Below are 15,546 nucleotides of genomic sequence, written 5' to 3'. Positions count from 1 at the left end.
ACCTGTGAGCCATGACACACGTGGCCCCGGACATCGCCCGCGAGCGAGCGCGCATCCAGGAGCAGGTCGAGGGACGCACCCTCGTGCACGCGCTGGCTGACACCGTCCGGGAGCACGGCGGGAAGCCGGCGTACTCCGACCGGCACCACGCGCCGGAGGGCGAGTCCTGGCGCACGCTGACGTGGGCCGAGACCCGGGAGCGCGCCCTCGACGTCGCGGCCGGGCTGCTGGAGCTCGGCGTCGCGCCCGGCGACACCGTCGCGATCATGGCGACGAACCGGATCGAGCACTTCCTCGCCGACATGGGCGCGGTGCACGCCGCCGCCACACCGATGTCGATCTACAACACGCTCTCCCCCGAGCAGGTGGCGTACGTCGCCGCGCACGCACGGCCGGTCGTGGTGTTCCTCGAGAGCGCCGACCACCGGGCGCGCTGGGCGAAGGCGCTCGACGAGGTCGACAGCATCCGCACCGTCGTGATGCTGGACGAGGACTGGGATGCGCTGGTGGCCGCGGGCTCGGCCCGCCGCTCCGCGAACCTCGGTGCCGTCGAGGCGCGCGCCGCCCAGCTCACCCCTGAGGACCCGGCGACCATCCTCTACACCTCCGGCACCACGGGGAACCCCAAGGGCGTCGTCCTGACCCACCACAACGTGCTCTACGAGGCGATCTCCACGCAGGAGCAGGCCGGGCTGATGGACCCGCAGCGCTCGGTGAGCTACCTGCCGCTCGCCCACATCGCCGAGCGGGTGCTCGGCCTGTACGGCCCGCAGATCACCGGCAGCCACATGTACGCGATCGGCGACCCCGCCGAGCTCCTCGGCGCGCTCGGGGAGGTGCACCCGACGGCGTTCTTCGGCGTCCCCCGGGTCTGGGAGAAGATCAAGACCGGGATCTCCGCGAAGCTCGCCGCCGACCCGGACCCGGCGAACCGGGAGATGGTCGAGAAGGCGATGGCCGCCGGGCTGGCGTGGGTCGAGGCCCAGGAGGTCGGCGGCACCATGACCCCGGAGGTCGAGGCGGCGTACCGCCGGGCGGACGAGCAGATCCTCGGCTTCCTCAAGCTCCTGCTCGGCCTCGACCAGGTCACCTGGGCGGGCTCGGCGGCGGCCCCGATGCCGCTCGACGTCGCGAAGTTCATGGCCGGTCTCGGGCTCACGGTGTACGACGTCTACGGGATGACCGAGACCTGTGGCGCCGTGACCGCCAACGGGCCCTCCGGCTTCAAGCTCGGCACCGTCGGCGCCGCCAACCCGGGCATGGAGGTGGTGCTCGGCGAGGACGGCGAGATCCTGGTCCGCGGCCCGGTGAACACGCCCGGCTACCACCTCCAGGAGGAGGCCACCCGCGCGCTGATCGACGAGGACGGCTGGATCCACACCGGTGACATCGGCACCCTCGACGACGACGGCTTCTTCTCGGTCGTCGACCGCAAGAAGGAGCTGATCATCACCTCGGCGGGCAAGAACATCGCGCCGTCGAACATCGAGAACTACCTCAAGGAGTCGCCGATCATCGGGCACGCGATGGCGATCGGCGACAGCCGTCCGTACGTCGTCGCCGTGCTCACGCTCGACGGCGAGATCGCGCCGCTGGTCGCCCAGCAGCTCGGCATCGAGGCCACCGGCCTCGCCGAGCTGGCCCAGCACCCGCAGATCGTGGCGATGGCCCAGGCGGCCGTCGACTCCGCGAACGAGCGGCTCTCCCGGCCCGAGCAGATCAAGTCCTTCGAGCTGCTGCCGGTCGAGTGGACCGCCGAGTCCGAGGAGCTCACCCCGACGCTGAAGCTGAAGCGCCGGGTCGTCCACCAGAAGTACGCCGACGTGGTCGACCGGCTCTACGGCTGAACGTACTCGTCCCGCAGCCGGCGCTTGACCATCTTGCCCGTGGGGGTGCGGGGCAGCTCGCTGCGGAAGTGGAACTCCGCCGGCACCTTGAAGTGTGCGATCCGGTCGCGGGCGTACGCCGTCAGCTCCCGCGCGAGCTCGTCGCCGGGCGTCGTACCGGGCGCGGGCTGGACGAACGCGACCACGCGCTCCCCCATCTCGTCGTCCGGCACCCCGATCACCGCGATGTCGGTGACCGCCGGGTGGAGGCTGAAGAGGTCCTCGACCTCCTGCGGGTAGATGTTCACCCCGCCACTGATGACCATGAAGGCCTTGCGGTCGGTGAGGTAGAGGAAGCCCTCGTCGTCGACGTACCCGAGGTCTCCGACCGTGGTCCAGCTGTCGTGCTGCGGGTGCTCGGTGCTGCGGGTCCGCTCCTCGTCGTTGTGGTAGCTGAAGGTCCGCTGCTCGCGCTCGAAGTAGACCGTCCCGACCTCGCCTGCCGCGAGCTCGCGGCCGTCGTCGTCACAGACGTGCAGCACGCCCATCAGTGCCGTGCCGACCGAGCCGGGGTGCGACAGCCAGGCCTGGCTGTCGATGAAGGTGGCGCCGTTCGCCTCGGTCGACGCGTAGTACTCGTGCACGATCGGGCCGAGCCACTCGATCATCCGGCGCTTCACCTCCACCGGGCACGGCGCCGCCGCGTGCACGACCGCCTGCAGCGAGCTCACGTCGTACGCGAGGCGTACGTCGTCGGGCAGCTTGAGCATCCGCACGAACATCGTCGGCACCATCTGCGTGTGGGTCACCCGGTGCTCCTGGATCGCCCGCAGCGCGTCCTCGGCGTCGAACCTCTCCATCATCACCAGCGTCCCGCCGAGCGCGTGGATCACGCCCCCGAACCGCAGCGGCGCGGCGTGGTAGACCGGCGCCGGCGAGAGGTACACCGTGTCCTCGTCGAACCCGTACAACGCACCGAACACGCGCACGTACACGTAGCCGGGCTCGTCGACCCGGATCGGCGGCAGCGGCGGCTTGATGCCCTTCGGCCGGCCCGTCGTCCCGGAGGAGTAGAGCAGGTCCTCGCCGTGCGGCTGCTCCGCCAGCGGCTCGGTGCTGGCGCCGGCCAGCGCGTCCTCGTAGTCGCCCTCGAACGTCAGCCTCGTCGGCACGTCGACGTCCAGGTGCTCCGCGAGGTCCGCCTTGGCCGGGGACACGACCAGCGCCTTCGCCCCGCAGTCGCGGACGATGTACGACGCCTCCTCGGCCGAGAGGTTGTGGTTCACCGCCGTCACGTACAGCCCCGACCTCAGCGCGGCCCAGTAGACCTCGTAGGCCTCCGGCCGGTTGTCCGACAGCAGGGCCACCACGTCCCCGACGCCCAGCCCGGCGTCGCGCAGCACGTGCGCCAGCCGGAGGCTGCGGTCGTCGAGCTCGCCGTACGTCAGGGTCCGCCCCGACCCGGCCATCACCAGCGCCGGCTTCTCGGGGCTCTTCGCCGCCCATGTCCCGGGATACATCCCGCGAACCTAGTCCTCGTCCGTTGGCGGCGGGTTGGATGGAGCCGTGAAGTCCCGATGGCCTCGACCGTCGCCGATGCAGCGCGTGCGAATGGCCCCGCCGACCATGGTCGGCGGGGTCCGGGTCAGCCGGTATGTCGGTGGCCCAGTGGGCTGGTCCACACGAACCCGATCCCGGGCACCCAGGAGTAGGTCCAGGCGGTGTGGGTCTTGAGCCGGTGGTGGCCGCGGCACAGCGGGGCCAGGTTCGAGGTGGTCGTCCTCCCGAGAGGCCATTCGACGATGTGGTCGGCGTCGCCGGGCCGGGCGGGGCGGTGGCACAGGGGGAACACGCACTGCGGGCGGCGGAGCCGGACCTGCTCCTTCATCAGCTCGGTCGGCTCGTAGCAGTCGGTGGAGAGCTCCTCGTTGAGGTCGATCACCGGCCGGACCGTGACCTTGGTGCCGAACTGCTGGCACCACTCCTTCAGGTGTCCGGGGGTGATGACGGAGCGGGTGTTCTCGACCTCGACCATGGCCTGGCCCGGACGGGTGTGGGTGTAGACAACCACCTCGCGGTGGGTCTCACCCGTGCCGAGCATCCCGGCGGCCATCGATCGCCGCACGTCCAGGCTGAGGCGGGGGTCTAGCCCTGATGCCTTCGCGGCGAGGCTGGCGTCCAACGCGACCGCGTCGGCCACGTCGGCCACGTCGAGCATCCCGGAGACCGGGACCAGGCCATCGCTCGTCATGTATTTCAGGTGGACGTGGAGGTGTCGCTTCTCGAGCGAGTCCACGTACCGGCGCCCGGCCTCGACCGGGTCGTGCTCGGCCCGTGCCCTGTTGACCTGCCGGTCGATCTCGGCGTACGAGCACTTGTGGAGCACGAAGTACAACGCCCGGTCCACCGCCGCCGCACCCGCCATGGGAAGGGAATGGGTGGCCTGCGCGACCTTCCTCGCCTTCCACACCGGCACCACACCGGCCCGGACCTTGCGCCAGATCCGAGGGAGTCGGTACCTCAGCTCGACCGCGCCACCCAGGTACAACCGGCCCGAGTCCGTCGACACACCGATCGCGAGCGCGAACTCGGCGATCGCTCCTTCGTCGATCGTGGGCGCGCCCTCGCCGGCGATCTCCATCTCCCGCATCGACCAGTCCACACTCTCGTCGACCTCGTCACCGGGATGGAGCAGCACCCACTCAACGGCCTGCTGCAGCTGGGCGATCTCGAGATCGGTGATGCCGGCGCGGGTCGCGCGGGCAGCATCCAGCACCGACTCGGGAGTCAGGGTGCCGGGCTGGTTCATGACTCCACTCAAGCACTGGCCACCGACACTGAGAGGCTCAGAACCCCTTGTTCCACAGGGGTTCTGAGAATTTTCAAACTATTTTTTGAGCTGCGGCGAGTAGTTCTCTCGAAGGCGCCCTCCTCGACCACCGGCAAGCCGGGAAGCAGCCGCAACCATCCGCCCGCGGTTTCCCTTCGCTGCCTTTCGGCCGCAACTCCGAGCTGGCCCGCAGCCCACCGCTCAGCTCCACGCCACCAGCCGCGGACGCTGAAGCCGGGAAGCCATCGCAACCACCCGCCCGCCGTCCCCGCTTCGCTGCCCGTCGGTCGCAGCCCGAGGCGGACCCGCAGCCCACGCGCCCAGCAGCGGACCCGCAAGCCGGCAAGCAACCGCAGCCACCCGCCCGCGGTACCCGCCTCGCCGCCTTTCGGTCGTAATCCCGGGCGGACCCGCAGCCGACGCACAGCTGCACGCGACCAGGCGCGGACCCGCAGCCGATCGAAGGACGCGCAAGCCCGAAGGCCCCATCAGCCCGCGGGCGGATCCTCGAGCACCGTCGGGACGTACTCGAGCAGCTGGATCCGGCCGTCGAAGGTGCGGTGGTCGACCATCTCGAGGGCGACGTCCGGGTACGCGTCGTAGATCCGCTCGGCGCCGGTGGCGCCGGTGATGACCGGGAAGACGACCACCCGGAAGCGGTCGACCAGGCCGGCGGCGAGGAGCGAGCGGCACAGCGTCACGCTGCCGACCGTCCGCAGCCCCCGCAGGTCCGCGTCCTTGAGCGCCCGTACGGCCGCGACCGGGTCACCGGTGACGAGCCGGCTGTTCGCCCACGAGAGCGGCTCCGCGAGCGTCGAGGAGAAGACGACCTTCGGGACCGCCTCGAGCGCCGCCATCCCGGCGCCGGCGTCGGCGAACCCCGACATCAGCCGGTACGTCGTGGCGCCCATCAGCACCGTCCAGTCCCGCTCCGCCGACTCCTCGAGCCAGCCGAGGTACTCGGGCCCCTCGAGTCCCCAGAAGCCGGGCCAACCGTCGGCCGCGGCGTACCCGTCGAGGGAGGTGATGAAGTCCACGAGCAGGTCGGCCATCGTGCCAGCGTCCCCCGACGGCAGCTCGGCGGCAACCTCGTCCCCGAGATCACCCGCACGGACCATGTCGAGAACGGCTGGCGCCGTTCGACTTAAGGGTGTCCGATGAGTCCGCCACGCTGCGGAGGTCGAACTAGGGGAAAACCCCGATGCCGACTGTCCCCGCTCCCTGAAAGAGTTGCCCCCATGCACCGTCAGATCGCCGGAAGCCTGACCAGCCGCGTGACCAAGTGGGTCGTCGCCGTGATCGCGCTCCTCGTCTTCTTCCCGATGGCCGCCCTCGGCGCCAAGCTCACCGACGTCCAGAACAACGAGGCCTCGTCGTGGCTCCCGTCGAGCGCGGAGTCGACGAAGGCGCTGGACCGGCTGGCGCCGTTCCAGGACCAGAACGACATCCCCACGATCGTCGTCTACCACCGCGACGGCGGGCTGACGCCGGACGACCTGGCGGCGATCAAGGGACAGCTGCCCGACATCTCCGGGATGGACGGCGTGGTCGGCGAGGCCAAGGGGCCGGTCGTGTCCGAGGACGGTGAGGTCGCCCAGACCATCGTCACCTACAACTTCGGCAAGAACGGCTGGAACGACCTGCCGGACACCGCGGACGAGCTGCGTGACATCGCCGCGATCGACGGCGTGGATGTCAACATCGCCGGCCAGGGCGGCCAGGCGGCCGACTCCGCGGAGGCGTTCGCCGGCATCGACGGCACGCTGCTCTTCGCGACCCTCGGGGTCGTGATCCTGATCCTGCTGTTCACCTACCGCAGCCCCATCCTCTGGGTCGTCCCGATCCTCTCGGCGGTCTGCGCCCTGGAGATCTCCCAGGGCCTGGTCTACCTGCTCGCCAAGTACGCCGACCTGACGGTCAACGGCCAGAGCCAGGGCATCCTGACCGTGCTGGTGGTGGGCGCGGGCACCGACTACGCACTGCTCCTGGTGGCGCGATATCGAGAAGAGCTCCGTCGTCACGAGGACCGGCACGAGGCGATGGCGTTCGCACTCCACCGTGCCGCGCCGGCCATCATCGCGAGCGCGTCCACGGTCGCCGTCGGCATGCTCTGCCTCACGCTCGCCGAGATGAACTCCACGGCGGGTCTCGGCCCGGTCCTCGCCATCGGCGTGGGCGTCACGCTGCTGGTCATGATCACCGTGCTGCCGGCGTGGCTCGTGATCTTCGGCCGCTGGATCTTCTGGCCCAAGCGCCCGGCGTTCGGCTCCGCCGAGCCGACCGCCTCGGGCCTCTGGTCCAGGGTCGGCCGCTCCATCGCGCCGCGGCCGCGCACGGTGTGGGTGACCACCGCCGTGATCCTGATGGTCGCGTGCCTCGGCATCTTCAAGCTCGACACCGGCGGGCTGAGCTCGACCGACCAGTACACCAAGACGTTCGAGTCCGTGAAGGGCCAGCGGCTGCTCGAGCAGCACGGCATGGTCGACACCTCGAGCCCGATCATGATCGTCGCGAACGCCGACCAGACCCAGGCCGTCGCCGACGCGGTCCGGACGGTCGACGGGGCCGCCGAGCCCAGCACCGACATCCCGCCGCAGGACGGCACGGCGCTGATCACCGTCCCGGTCGCGGGCGACGTCGCGGACCAGGCGGCCTTCGACATCGTCAAGGAGGTCCGCGACGCCGTGCACGCGGTGCCCGGCGCCGACGCCGAGGTGGGTGGCACGTCCGCGTTGTACCTGGACATCCAGGACGCCTCGCACCGGGACAACTGGGTGATCATCCCCGTCGTCCTCATCGTCGTGATGCTGATCCTGATGCTCCTGCTGCGGGCTGTCGCGTCCCCGGTGATCCTGATCCTCACCGTGATCCTGTCCTTCGGGGCCGCGCTGGGCATCTCGACGCTGATCTTCCGGGGCGTGTACTCGCACCTGTTCACGGAGGGCAACGGGTTCCTGCACACGGATGCGTCGTTCCCGCTCTTCGTGTTCACGTTCCTCGTGGCGCTCGGCATCGACTACAACATCTTCCTGATGACCCGGGTCCGCGAGGAGACCCAGACCCACGGCACCCGGCAGGGCAGCCTGGTCGGACTCCGCGCCACCGGCGGCGTGATCACCTCGGCCGGCCTGGTCCTCGCGGCGACGTTCGCCGTGCTCGGGTCGCTGCCGCTGGTGTTCCTGTCGGAGCTCGGCACGGCCGTCGCCTTCGGGGTCATCCTGGACACGATCATCGTCCGGTCGGTGCTGGTCACGGCGATCAACCTCGACCTGGGCGGCAAGATCTGGTGGCCGAGCGCGCTCGACCGCAAGCCACCGGTCCAGCCGTCGGAGCCCACCGACGAGGAGGAGCCGGTCCCGGTTAGCCTCTAGGGGTGAGCGACCAGCCCACCCCTCAGCAGGTACGCCGGGCGCTGGCCCGGGCCGAGCGGGGCGCCGCCCTCGACGTCGTCGAGGCGGCCGCCCTGCTCGCGGCGTCCGGGAACGACCTGGACCGGCTCACCGTGGTCGCGGCCCGGGTGCGCGACGCCGGACTGGACGCCGCCGGCCGGCCGGGCGTCGTGACGTACTCGCCGAAGGTCTTCATCCCGGTCACGAAGCTGTGCCGCGACCGGTGCCACTACTGCACGTTCGTCGAGACACCCGGCCAGGCGGTCCGCGACGGGCGGGCGCCGTACCTCTCCCCCGACGAGATCCTCGCGATCGCGGCCGAGGGAGCGGAGCTCGGCTGCCTGGAGGCGCTGTTCACCCTCGGCGACCGGCCCGAGGATCGCTGGCCCGAGGCACAGGCATGGCTCGACGAGCAGGGCTACGACTCGACGCTGGCCTACGTCCGCGCGATGGCGGTGCGGGTGCTCGAGGAGACCGGGCTGCTGCCGCACCTCAACCCCGGTGTCATGTCGTGGGAGGAGATGAACCGGCTCAAGCCGGTCACCCCCTCGATGGGCATGATGCTGGAGACCACCTCGCGGCGGCTGTTCGAGACCAAGGGCGAGGCGCACCACGGCTCACCCGACAAGGACCCTGGCGTCCGGCTCCGGGTCCTGGAGGACGCCGGCCGGCTGTCCATCCCGTTCACCACCGGCCTGCTGGTCGGCATCGGCGAGACCCTCACCGAGCGCGCGGAGACGATCTTCGCGCTCCGCGCGACCATGAAGGCGTACGGCGCGGTGCAGGAGGTCATCGTCCAGAACTTCCGGGCCAAGCCCGACACCGCGATGCGGCACGCCGACGACCTGGGCCTGGACGAGTACCGCGCAGCGATCGCGGTCACCCGGCTCGTCCTCGGACCGAAGGCACGCGTGCAGGCGCCCCCGAACCTCGTCGACCTCGCCGAGTGCCGGGCCCTGCTGGAGGCCGGGGTGGACGACTGGGGCGGCGTCTCGCCGCTCACCCCCGACCACGTGAACCCCGAGCGCCCGTGGCCGTCGCTGGACCGCCTCCGGGACATCACCGCGCAGTGCGGCTTCGACCTCCAGGCGCGGCTCACGGTCCACCCCGAGTACGTCCGCGCCGGCGAGCCCTGGCTGGACCCGCGCATCTCCGCCCACGTCGCCGCGCTCGCCACCGACGAGGGGCTGGCGAAGCCCGGCGTACGTCCGAGCGGGCTGCCCTGGCAGGAGCCGGACGGCGGGTTCGCGAGCATCGGGCGCACCGACCTGTTCGCGGCCGTCGACACCGAGGGCCGCACCGAGGACCGCCGCTCTGACTTCGCGAACGTGTACGGCGACTGGGACTCGGTCAAGGAGGCGGCCGAGGGTCTCGATACGCTCGCTGACGCTCGCTACTCGACCATCGAGAGTGGAGTCGGTGGACGCACCGAGACCGTCGGGATGGACGCCCTCCGGGCGGCGGAGCGTGACCCGGGCAACCTCTCCGACGAGCACGCGCTGACGCTGATGACCGCGGAAGGTGCGCTGCTGGAGCAGGTCTGCCGACTCGCCGACGACCTCCGCCGCGAGACCGTCGGCGACGAGGTGACCTACGTCGTCAACCGGAACATCAACTTCACCAACGTCTGCTACGTCGGCTGCCGGTTCTGCGCGTTCGCGCAGCGGCGCAGCGACGCGGACGCCTACTCGCTCTCGATGGACGAGGTCGCGGACCGCGCCCAGGAGGCCTGGGACCTCGGCGCGACCGAGGTGTGCATGCAGGGCGGGATCGACCCGGAGCTGCCGGCCTCGGCGTACTTCGACCTGGTCACCGCGGTGAAGCAGCGGGTCCCGGGCATGCACGTGCACGCGTTCAGCCCGATGGAGGTCGTGAACGGTACGGCGCGCACCGGCCTCTCGATCGAGGACTTCCTGATCAAGGCGCGCGAAGCCGGACTCGGCTCGCTGCCCGGCACCGCCGCGGAGATCCTCGACGACGAGGTCCGCTGGGTGCTCACCAAGGGCAAGCTCCCCACCCGGACCTGGATCGAGGTCGTCTCCACCGCTCACCGGGTCGGCATCCCGACGACCTCCACGATGATGTACGGCCACGTCGACAACCCGCGCCACTGGGTCAACCACCTCCGGGTCCTGAGCCGGATCCAGGACGAGACCCACGGCTTCACGGAGTTCGTGCCGCTGCCGTTCGTGCACACCAGCGCGCCGATCTACCTCGCCGGCGTCGCCCGCCCCGGGCCGACGCTCCGCGACAACCTCGCGGTGCACGCGATGGCCCGCATCCTGCTGCACGGCCGGATCCCGAACATCCAGACGTCCTGGGTGAAGCTCGGCGTCGACGGCACCCGCGCGATGCTGCGGGCCGGGGCCAACGACGTCGGCGGCACCCTGATGGAGGAGACCATCTCGCGGATGGCCGGCTCCGAGCACGGGTCCGCCAAGACCGTCGAGGAGCTCGTCGACATCGGGGCCGGCATCGGCCGGCCGGTGGTCGAGCGCACCACGACCTACGCTCGCCGCTAGCGCAGTCCCGCGTCGTCGCACGCGGCCCGCAGCCGCCTGGTGCAGATCTCCTCGACGGTCCAGTAGCCGTCCGCGACCACGGTGTCGGCGAGGTTCTCGAGCGTCACGGGTACGGGGTCCAGGAGGTACGTCGGCACGCCGTCGAGCGTCCTCGTGGGCTGGCCCGGGTCGCCGCCCGTCAGCGCCGCCACCGCGATCCTCGCGGTGGTGGTGGCCGCGGGGTCGACCGGGCGGTACACCGTCATCAGCTGGCGCCCGCTCACCAGCCGCCGCACGCCCGCGAGCGTCGCGCCCGCACCGGTCACCGGCAGGTCGGCCCCGCCGAGCGCGTGGATCGCGGTACCGGCGAGCGCGTCGTCGGCGGCGTACAGGCCCGCGAGCGTGCTGGGCGGGAAGAAGGTCAGGATCGTCGAGAGCCAGGTGTGCGTGGCCTTCGGCCGGTCCGGCAGGGCGTCGTACTCGCCCACCACCGTCGCTCGGCTCGCGTCGAGGACCTGGTGCGCCGCGCCCTTGACCTGGACCGCACCGGCGTCGGCCGGCGAGCCGTTGAGCATCACCAGGTCGCCCGAGCCGCCCGCCGCCTTCAGCAGTGCGTGCGCCTGCTGCTCGCCGGCCTGCTCGCGGTCGTAGGCGACGTAGTAGTCGAGGTCCTCGAGCAGGGTGTCGTAGCCGACGACCTTCACGCCGAGCTCCTGTGCCGCGCTGAGCTGGTTGACCACGGTGAGCGGCTCGACCGCGTCGATCACGAGCACCCGCGCGCCCGCGTCGGTCGCGCCGGCCAGCTGCTCGGACTGCCGGGCCGCGTCGCCCCGGGCGTCGTAGGAGACGACCCGGCAGTCGGGGCACCGCTCCGCCACTGCCTCGGAGAAGCTGCGCCTGTCGAACGCCTCGCTGCGCATCGCGGGCGGGCCCGGCATCAGGAGCGCGATCGTGCCGCTCGGCTCGGCGGTGGCCGGCGTCGCCGAGGTGGGCGTGGGAGCGGGCTCGGCAGGCCCGTCGCCGCTGCAGCCGGCCAGTCCGAGCACGAGCGCGGCGGCGACGGCCAGGCGTGGGAGCACGAGGAGCAGGCTAGGCCAGGAAGGACCGCACCTGCCGCTCGATCTCCAGATCCTCTCGGGCCTCGACCACGGCGACGCCCTCACCCAGCAGCGCGTCGCCCTCGGCCGCGCGGTTGCGCTCCTCGTCGATGCGGACGCCGAGGTGGGCGAGCCCGCCCGCGACCGCCGACCGCAGCTCGGGTGCGTGCTCGCCGATCCCGCCGGTGAACACCAGCACGTCCAGCCCGCCGGCGGCCGCGGCCATCCCGCCCGCCTCGCGGACCAGCCGGTGCACGTACACCTCGAACGCCAGCTCCGCCGCGGGGTCACCCGCCTCGCGGGCCCGACGTACCTCCTGGAAGTCGCCGGAGGTGCCCGACAGGCCCTTGAGCCCGGACTCCCGGTCGAGCACGTCGTAGAGCTCGTCGGCCGAGACGCCCTCGCGTCGCATCAGGTGCAGCATCAGCCCGGGGTCCACCGAGCCGCTCCGGGTCTGCATCACGAGGCCCTCGAGCGGCGTGAACCCCATCGTCGTGTCGACCGACCGCCCCGCGCGCACCGCGCAGAGCGACGCGCCGCCCCCGAGGTGGCAGGTCACCATCCGCAGGTCCTCGGGCCGCCGCCCGACGAGCTCCGCGGCGCGCCGCGACGCCCACGCGTGGGAGAGGCCGTGGAAGCCGTACCGGCGCAGCCGCCAGCGCTCGTTCCACTCCCGGGGCAGGGCGTACGTCGAGGCCGCGGCCGGGATCGTCGCGTGGAAGGTCGTGTCGAAGCAGGCGACGACCGGCACGCCGGCGTGCTGGGCGAGCAGGTCGCGAGCCGCCCGCAGCGCCGGCGGGTTGTGCAGCGGCGCCAGGTCCGAGACCTCCTCGAGCGCGTCCAGCACGCCCTCGTCGACGAGCACCGGCGCGGTGTGGTCCGGGCCGCCGTGCACGAACCGGACGCCGATCGCGTCGTACGGACCCTCCGCGTGCTCGACCAGCTGCCCGTCGTCGAGGAGCGAGGTCTTCAGGCTGCTCGACCCGGGGTTCACGACCAGGACGCGCACGTCAGGAGGTCCACTCCCAGTCCCGGACCTCGGCCAGGTCCTCGCCGTAGGTGCGGACGTACTGCCGGTGCCGGATCAGCGAGTCCTTGAGCATCTCGCGCGCCGCACCCGACGTCGCGGCCAGCCGCGGCACCCGGTCGATCACGTCGATGGCCAGGTCGAAGCGGTCGATCCCGTTCATCACGGCCATGTCGAACGGCGTGGTGGTGGTCCCCTCCTCGACGTAGCCGCGCACGTGGATGTTCTCGTGGTTGGTGCGGCGGTAGGTCAGCCGGTGGATCAGCCACGGGTAGCCGTGGTAGGCGAAGATCACCGGGCGGTCCGCCGTGAACAGCGCGTCGAAGTCCGCGTCGGACAGCCCGTGCGGGTGCTCGCTGGCGGGCTGCAGCCGCATCAGGTCGACGACGTTCACGACCCGGACCCGCAGGTCCGGCACGTGCTCCCGGAGCAGCGACACCGCGGCCAGCGTCTCCATGGTGGGCACGTCGCCGGCGCACGCCATCACGACGTCCGGACCGGTGTCGCTGTCGTTCGACGCCCACTCCCAGATGCCGACGCCCTTGGTGCAGTGGACGATCGCGTCGTCCATCGAGAGGTACTGCAGCGCCGGCTGCTTGCCCGCGACCACGACGTTCACGTACTGCTTGCTGCGCAGGCAGTGGTCGGTGACCGAGAGCAGCGTGTTCGCGTCCGGCGGGAGGTAGACGCGGACGACGTTGGCCTTCTTGTTCACGACGTGGTCGATGAAGCCGGGGTCCTGGTGGGAGAAGCCGTTGTGGTCCTGGCGCCAGACGTGGGACGTGAGCAGGTAGTTGAGGGACGCCACCGGCCGCCGCCACTCGATCCGCCGGGTGCTCTCGAGCCACTTCGCGTGCTGGTTGAACATCGAGTCGACGAGGTGGATGAACGCCTCGTAGCACGAGAACAGCCCGTGCCGTCCGGTGAGCAGGTAGCCCTCCAGCCAGCCCTGGCAGGTGTGCTCGGAGAGGATCTCCATGATCCGTCCGTCCGGGGACAGGTGGTCGTCGTAGTCGAGGATCTCGGCGTTCCAGGTCCGGTCGGTGACGTCCATGACGTCCTGGAGCCGGTTCGAGGAGTTCTCGTCCGGCGCGAACATCCGGAAGTTGTCCATGTTGCGCGCCATCACGTCGCGCAGGAACGTGCCCATCACGCGGGTCGACTCCACGGCGCCGGTGCCGGGCCGGGCCACCTCGACGGCGTAGTCGCGGAAGTCCGGCATCCGCAGCGGCTTCAGCAGCAGGCCGCCGTTCGCGTGCGGCGACGCGCTCATCCGCAGGTCGCCCTCGGGGTGCAGGGCGGCGATGTCGGGCGCGGGTGCCCCGGCCTCGTCGAACAGCGACTCCGGGTCGTAGCTGCGCATCCACTCCTCGAGCACCTCGCGGTGCGCGTCGTCGGAGCGGGCGTTCGCGAACGGCACCTGGTGCGAGCGCCAGTAGCCCTCCACCTTCTTGCCGTCCACCTCCTTGGGGCCTGTCCAGCCCTTGGGCGAGCGGAGCACGATCATCGGCCAGGGCCGTCGAGGTACGGCGGCCGACGCGGACCGGGCCTGTCCCTGGATGTCCGCGATCTCGTCGAGGCAGCGGTCCAGGGTGCCGGCGAAGTCCGCGTGCATCTGGGCCGGGTCCGATCCGGAGACGACGTACGGCGTGTGGCCGTACCCGCGCAGCAGCGAGACCAGCTCCTCCTCGGGGATCCGGGCGAGGACCGTCGGGTTGGCGATCTTGTAGCCGTTGAGGTGCAGGATCGGCAGCACGGCGCCGTCGCGGCGCGGGTCGACGAACTTGGTGGAGTGCCAGCTGGTCGCCAGCGGCCCGGTCTCGGCCTCGCCGTCGCCGACCACGGCGGCCACCACGAGGTCGGGGTTGTCGAACGCGGCGCCGTACGCGTGCGAGAGGGCGTAGCCGAGCTCACCGCCCTCGTGGATGGACCCGGGCGTCTCGGGCGCCGCGTGGCTGGGGATGCCGCCCGGGAACGAGAACTGCGTGAACAGCCGGCCCAGGCCGCGCTCGTCGAGACCGACCTCCGGGTAGATCTCGGAGTACGTGCCCTCGAGGTACGACGACGCGACCACGCCCGGTCCGCCGTGGCCGGGGCCGGTGATGAAGATCATCTGCTGGTCGCGCGCCATGATCGCGCGGTTCAGGTGCGCGTACACGAAGTTGAGCCCGGGAGTGGTCCCCCAGTGGCCCAGCAGCCGGGGCTTCACGTGCTCGGCGACCAGCGGCTCGCGCAGCAGTGGGTTGGCCATCAGGTAGATCTGGCCGACGGAGAGGTAGTTGGCGGCGCGCCACCAGCGGTCGAGGGTCACGAACTCCGGATCCATGACCCCACGGTTCCGTGCTGCGGCGCTCGGCGCAATGGGTCGTTTCGGGCGAGGCGACGCGACGTTGGTCCCGAGCGCTAGCGTGTCCCCATGAGTCACGGAGACGGCGACCAGGAGATCTACGGCGACTACAGCGTCGACGACGAGGACCAGCCCTCGAACCTGGAGGACATCCCGGACGGGGACGTCGAGGACGAGCTCGACCGCGGCTACTCCCCACCGGAGAAGTACTCCGCCGGCCAGGGCTACGGCAACACGCCCTGGGAGGAGGAGCACCGCGAGGGGATCGACCAGCGGGTCGCGCAGGAGGAGCCCGACGTGGACCCGTACGCCGAGGTCGACGACGACTTCGTGGACGACGGTGAGGTCGGTGACCGCCGCGCCGGGCGGCTGGTCGACTCCGACGAGGGCCTCGGCGAGGACACCGAGAAGGACCTGGTGGGCGACGACGTCGGCATCGACGGCGCGGGCGCGTCCGCCGAGGAGGCCGCCGTGCACATCGTCGAGGACTTCCCCGACGAGTAGAACCCCACCCGAACGGGTAACTCTC

At 71.2% G+C, this 15,546-nt stretch carries 10 protein-coding genes; 4 read left to right on the top strand and 6 right to left on the bottom strand.

Annotation, left to right across the window (positions count from 1 at the left end; translation table 11 throughout):
- The first annotated feature begins 11 nt into the window (after nucleotides 1-11).
- A complete protein-coding gene (locus N538_RS0100390) occupies nucleotides 12-1,847 on the top strand; it encodes an AMP-dependent synthetase/ligase (protein WP_036568974.1) in 1,836 nt (611 codons plus the stop codon).
- Here N538_RS0100390 and N538_RS0100385 read toward each other — a convergent pair.
- From N538_RS0100385 to N538_RS0100375, 3 genes are all read right to left on the bottom strand, one after another.
- On the bottom strand, nucleotides 1,838-3,346 hold the full coding sequence (locus tag N538_RS0100385; RefSeq protein WP_028635639.1) for an acyl-CoA synthetase: 1,509 nt from the start codon (nucleotides 3,344-3,346) through the stop codon (nucleotides 1,838-1,840). The genes N538_RS0100390 and N538_RS0100385 overlap by 10 nt on opposite strands.
- Before the next feature lie 125 nt (nucleotides 3,347-3,471).
- A complete protein-coding gene (locus N538_RS0100380) occupies nucleotides 3,472-4,635 on the bottom strand; it encodes an HNH endonuclease signature motif containing protein (protein WP_028635638.1) in 1,164 nt (387 codons plus the stop codon).
- Between the two features lie 509 nt (nucleotides 4,636-5,144).
- Nucleotides 5,145-5,708, bottom strand: a complete 564-nt coding sequence (locus N538_RS0100375) for a dihydrofolate reductase family protein (protein ID WP_028635637.1) — start codon at nucleotides 5,706-5,708, stop codon at nucleotides 5,145-5,147.
- 186 nt (nucleotides 5,709-5,894) lie between these two features.
- Here N538_RS0100375 and N538_RS0100370 point away from each other — a divergent pair, with 186 nt between their 5' ends.
- Nucleotides 5,895-8,027 carry an MMPL family transporter gene (locus N538_RS0100370; protein WP_028635636.1) on the top strand — a complete coding sequence of 711 codons (2,133 nt, stop codon included), beginning with the start codon at nucleotides 5,895-5,897 and terminating at the stop codon, nucleotides 8,025-8,027.
- A 2-nt stretch (nucleotides 8,028-8,029) separates the two neighbouring features.
- Nucleotides 8,030-10,567 (top strand): bifunctional FO biosynthesis protein CofGH, encoded by a 2,538-nt coding sequence (locus tag N538_RS0100365; protein WP_028635635.1) that lies wholly within the window; start codon nucleotides 8,030-8,032, stop codon nucleotides 10,565-10,567.
- Here the strand turns inward: N538_RS0100365 and N538_RS23145 are convergent.
- Genes N538_RS23145 through N538_RS0100350 form a run of 3 tightly spaced genes read right to left on the bottom strand, consistent with a single transcriptional unit; the run spans nucleotide 10,564 to nucleotide 14,996 of the window.
- The gene (locus N538_RS23145) at nucleotides 10,564-11,625 is read right to left on the bottom strand and encodes a substrate-binding domain-containing protein (RefSeq protein WP_051548514.1); all 1,062 of its coding nucleotides are present in this window, start codon (nucleotides 11,623-11,625) and stop codon (nucleotides 10,564-10,566) included. The two genes, N538_RS0100365 and N538_RS23145, sit on opposite strands and share 4 nt — an antisense overlap.
- 10 nt (nucleotides 11,626-11,635) lie before the next feature.
- A complete protein-coding gene (locus tag N538_RS0100355; RefSeq protein WP_028635634.1) occupies nucleotides 11,636-12,652 on the bottom strand; it encodes an acetate/propionate family kinase in 1,017 nt (338 codons plus the stop codon).
- A 1-nt stretch (nucleotide 12,653) separates the two neighbouring features.
- On the bottom strand, nucleotides 12,654-14,996 hold the full coding sequence (locus N538_RS0100350; protein WP_028635633.1) for a phosphoketolase family protein: 2,343 nt from the start codon (nucleotides 14,994-14,996) through the stop codon (nucleotides 12,654-12,656).
- Nucleotides 14,997-15,086: 90 nt separating this feature from the next.
- Between N538_RS0100350 and N538_RS0100345 the strand changes: the two genes are divergently transcribed.
- A complete protein-coding gene (locus tag N538_RS0100345; protein ID WP_028635632.1) occupies nucleotides 15,087-15,521 on the top strand; it encodes a DUF5709 domain-containing protein in 435 nt (144 codons plus the stop codon).
- Nucleotides 15,522-15,546 lie beyond the last annotated feature (25 nt).

The organism is Nocardioides sp. URHA0032 (assembly GCF_000620645.1).
Taxonomy (GTDB): domain Bacteria; phylum Actinomycetota; class Actinomycetes; order Propionibacteriales; family Nocardioidaceae; genus Nocardioides.
Note: the sequence above shows the minus strand (reverse complement) of the source record. Positions and strands in the feature narration are given on the sequence as shown.

Coding starts and splice junctions, on each gene's coding strand:
- N538_RS0100390 (WP_036568974.1), top strand. CDS start 12: ATGACACACGTGGCCCCGGACATCGCCCGCGAGCGAGCGCGCATCCAG.
- N538_RS0100385 (WP_028635639.1), bottom strand. CDS start 3,346: ATGTATCCCGGGACATGGGCGGCGAAGAGCCCCGAGAAGCCGGCGCTG.
- N538_RS0100380 (WP_028635638.1), bottom strand. CDS start 4,635: ATGAACCAGCCCGGCACCCTGACTCCCGAGTCGGTGCTGGATGCTGCC.
- N538_RS0100375 (WP_028635637.1), bottom strand. CDS start 5,708: ATGGCCGACCTGCTCGTGGACTTCATCACCTCCCTCGACGGGTACGCC.
- N538_RS0100370 (WP_028635636.1), top strand. CDS start 5,895: ATGCACCGTCAGATCGCCGGAAGCCTGACCAGCCGCGTGACCAAGTGG.
- N538_RS0100350 (WP_028635633.1), bottom strand. CDS start 14,996: ATGGATCCGGAGTTCGTGACCCTCGACCGCTGGTGGCGCGCCGCCAAC.
- N538_RS0100345 (WP_028635632.1), top strand. CDS start 15,087: ATGAGTCACGGAGACGGCGACCAGGAGATCTACGGCGACTACAGCGTC.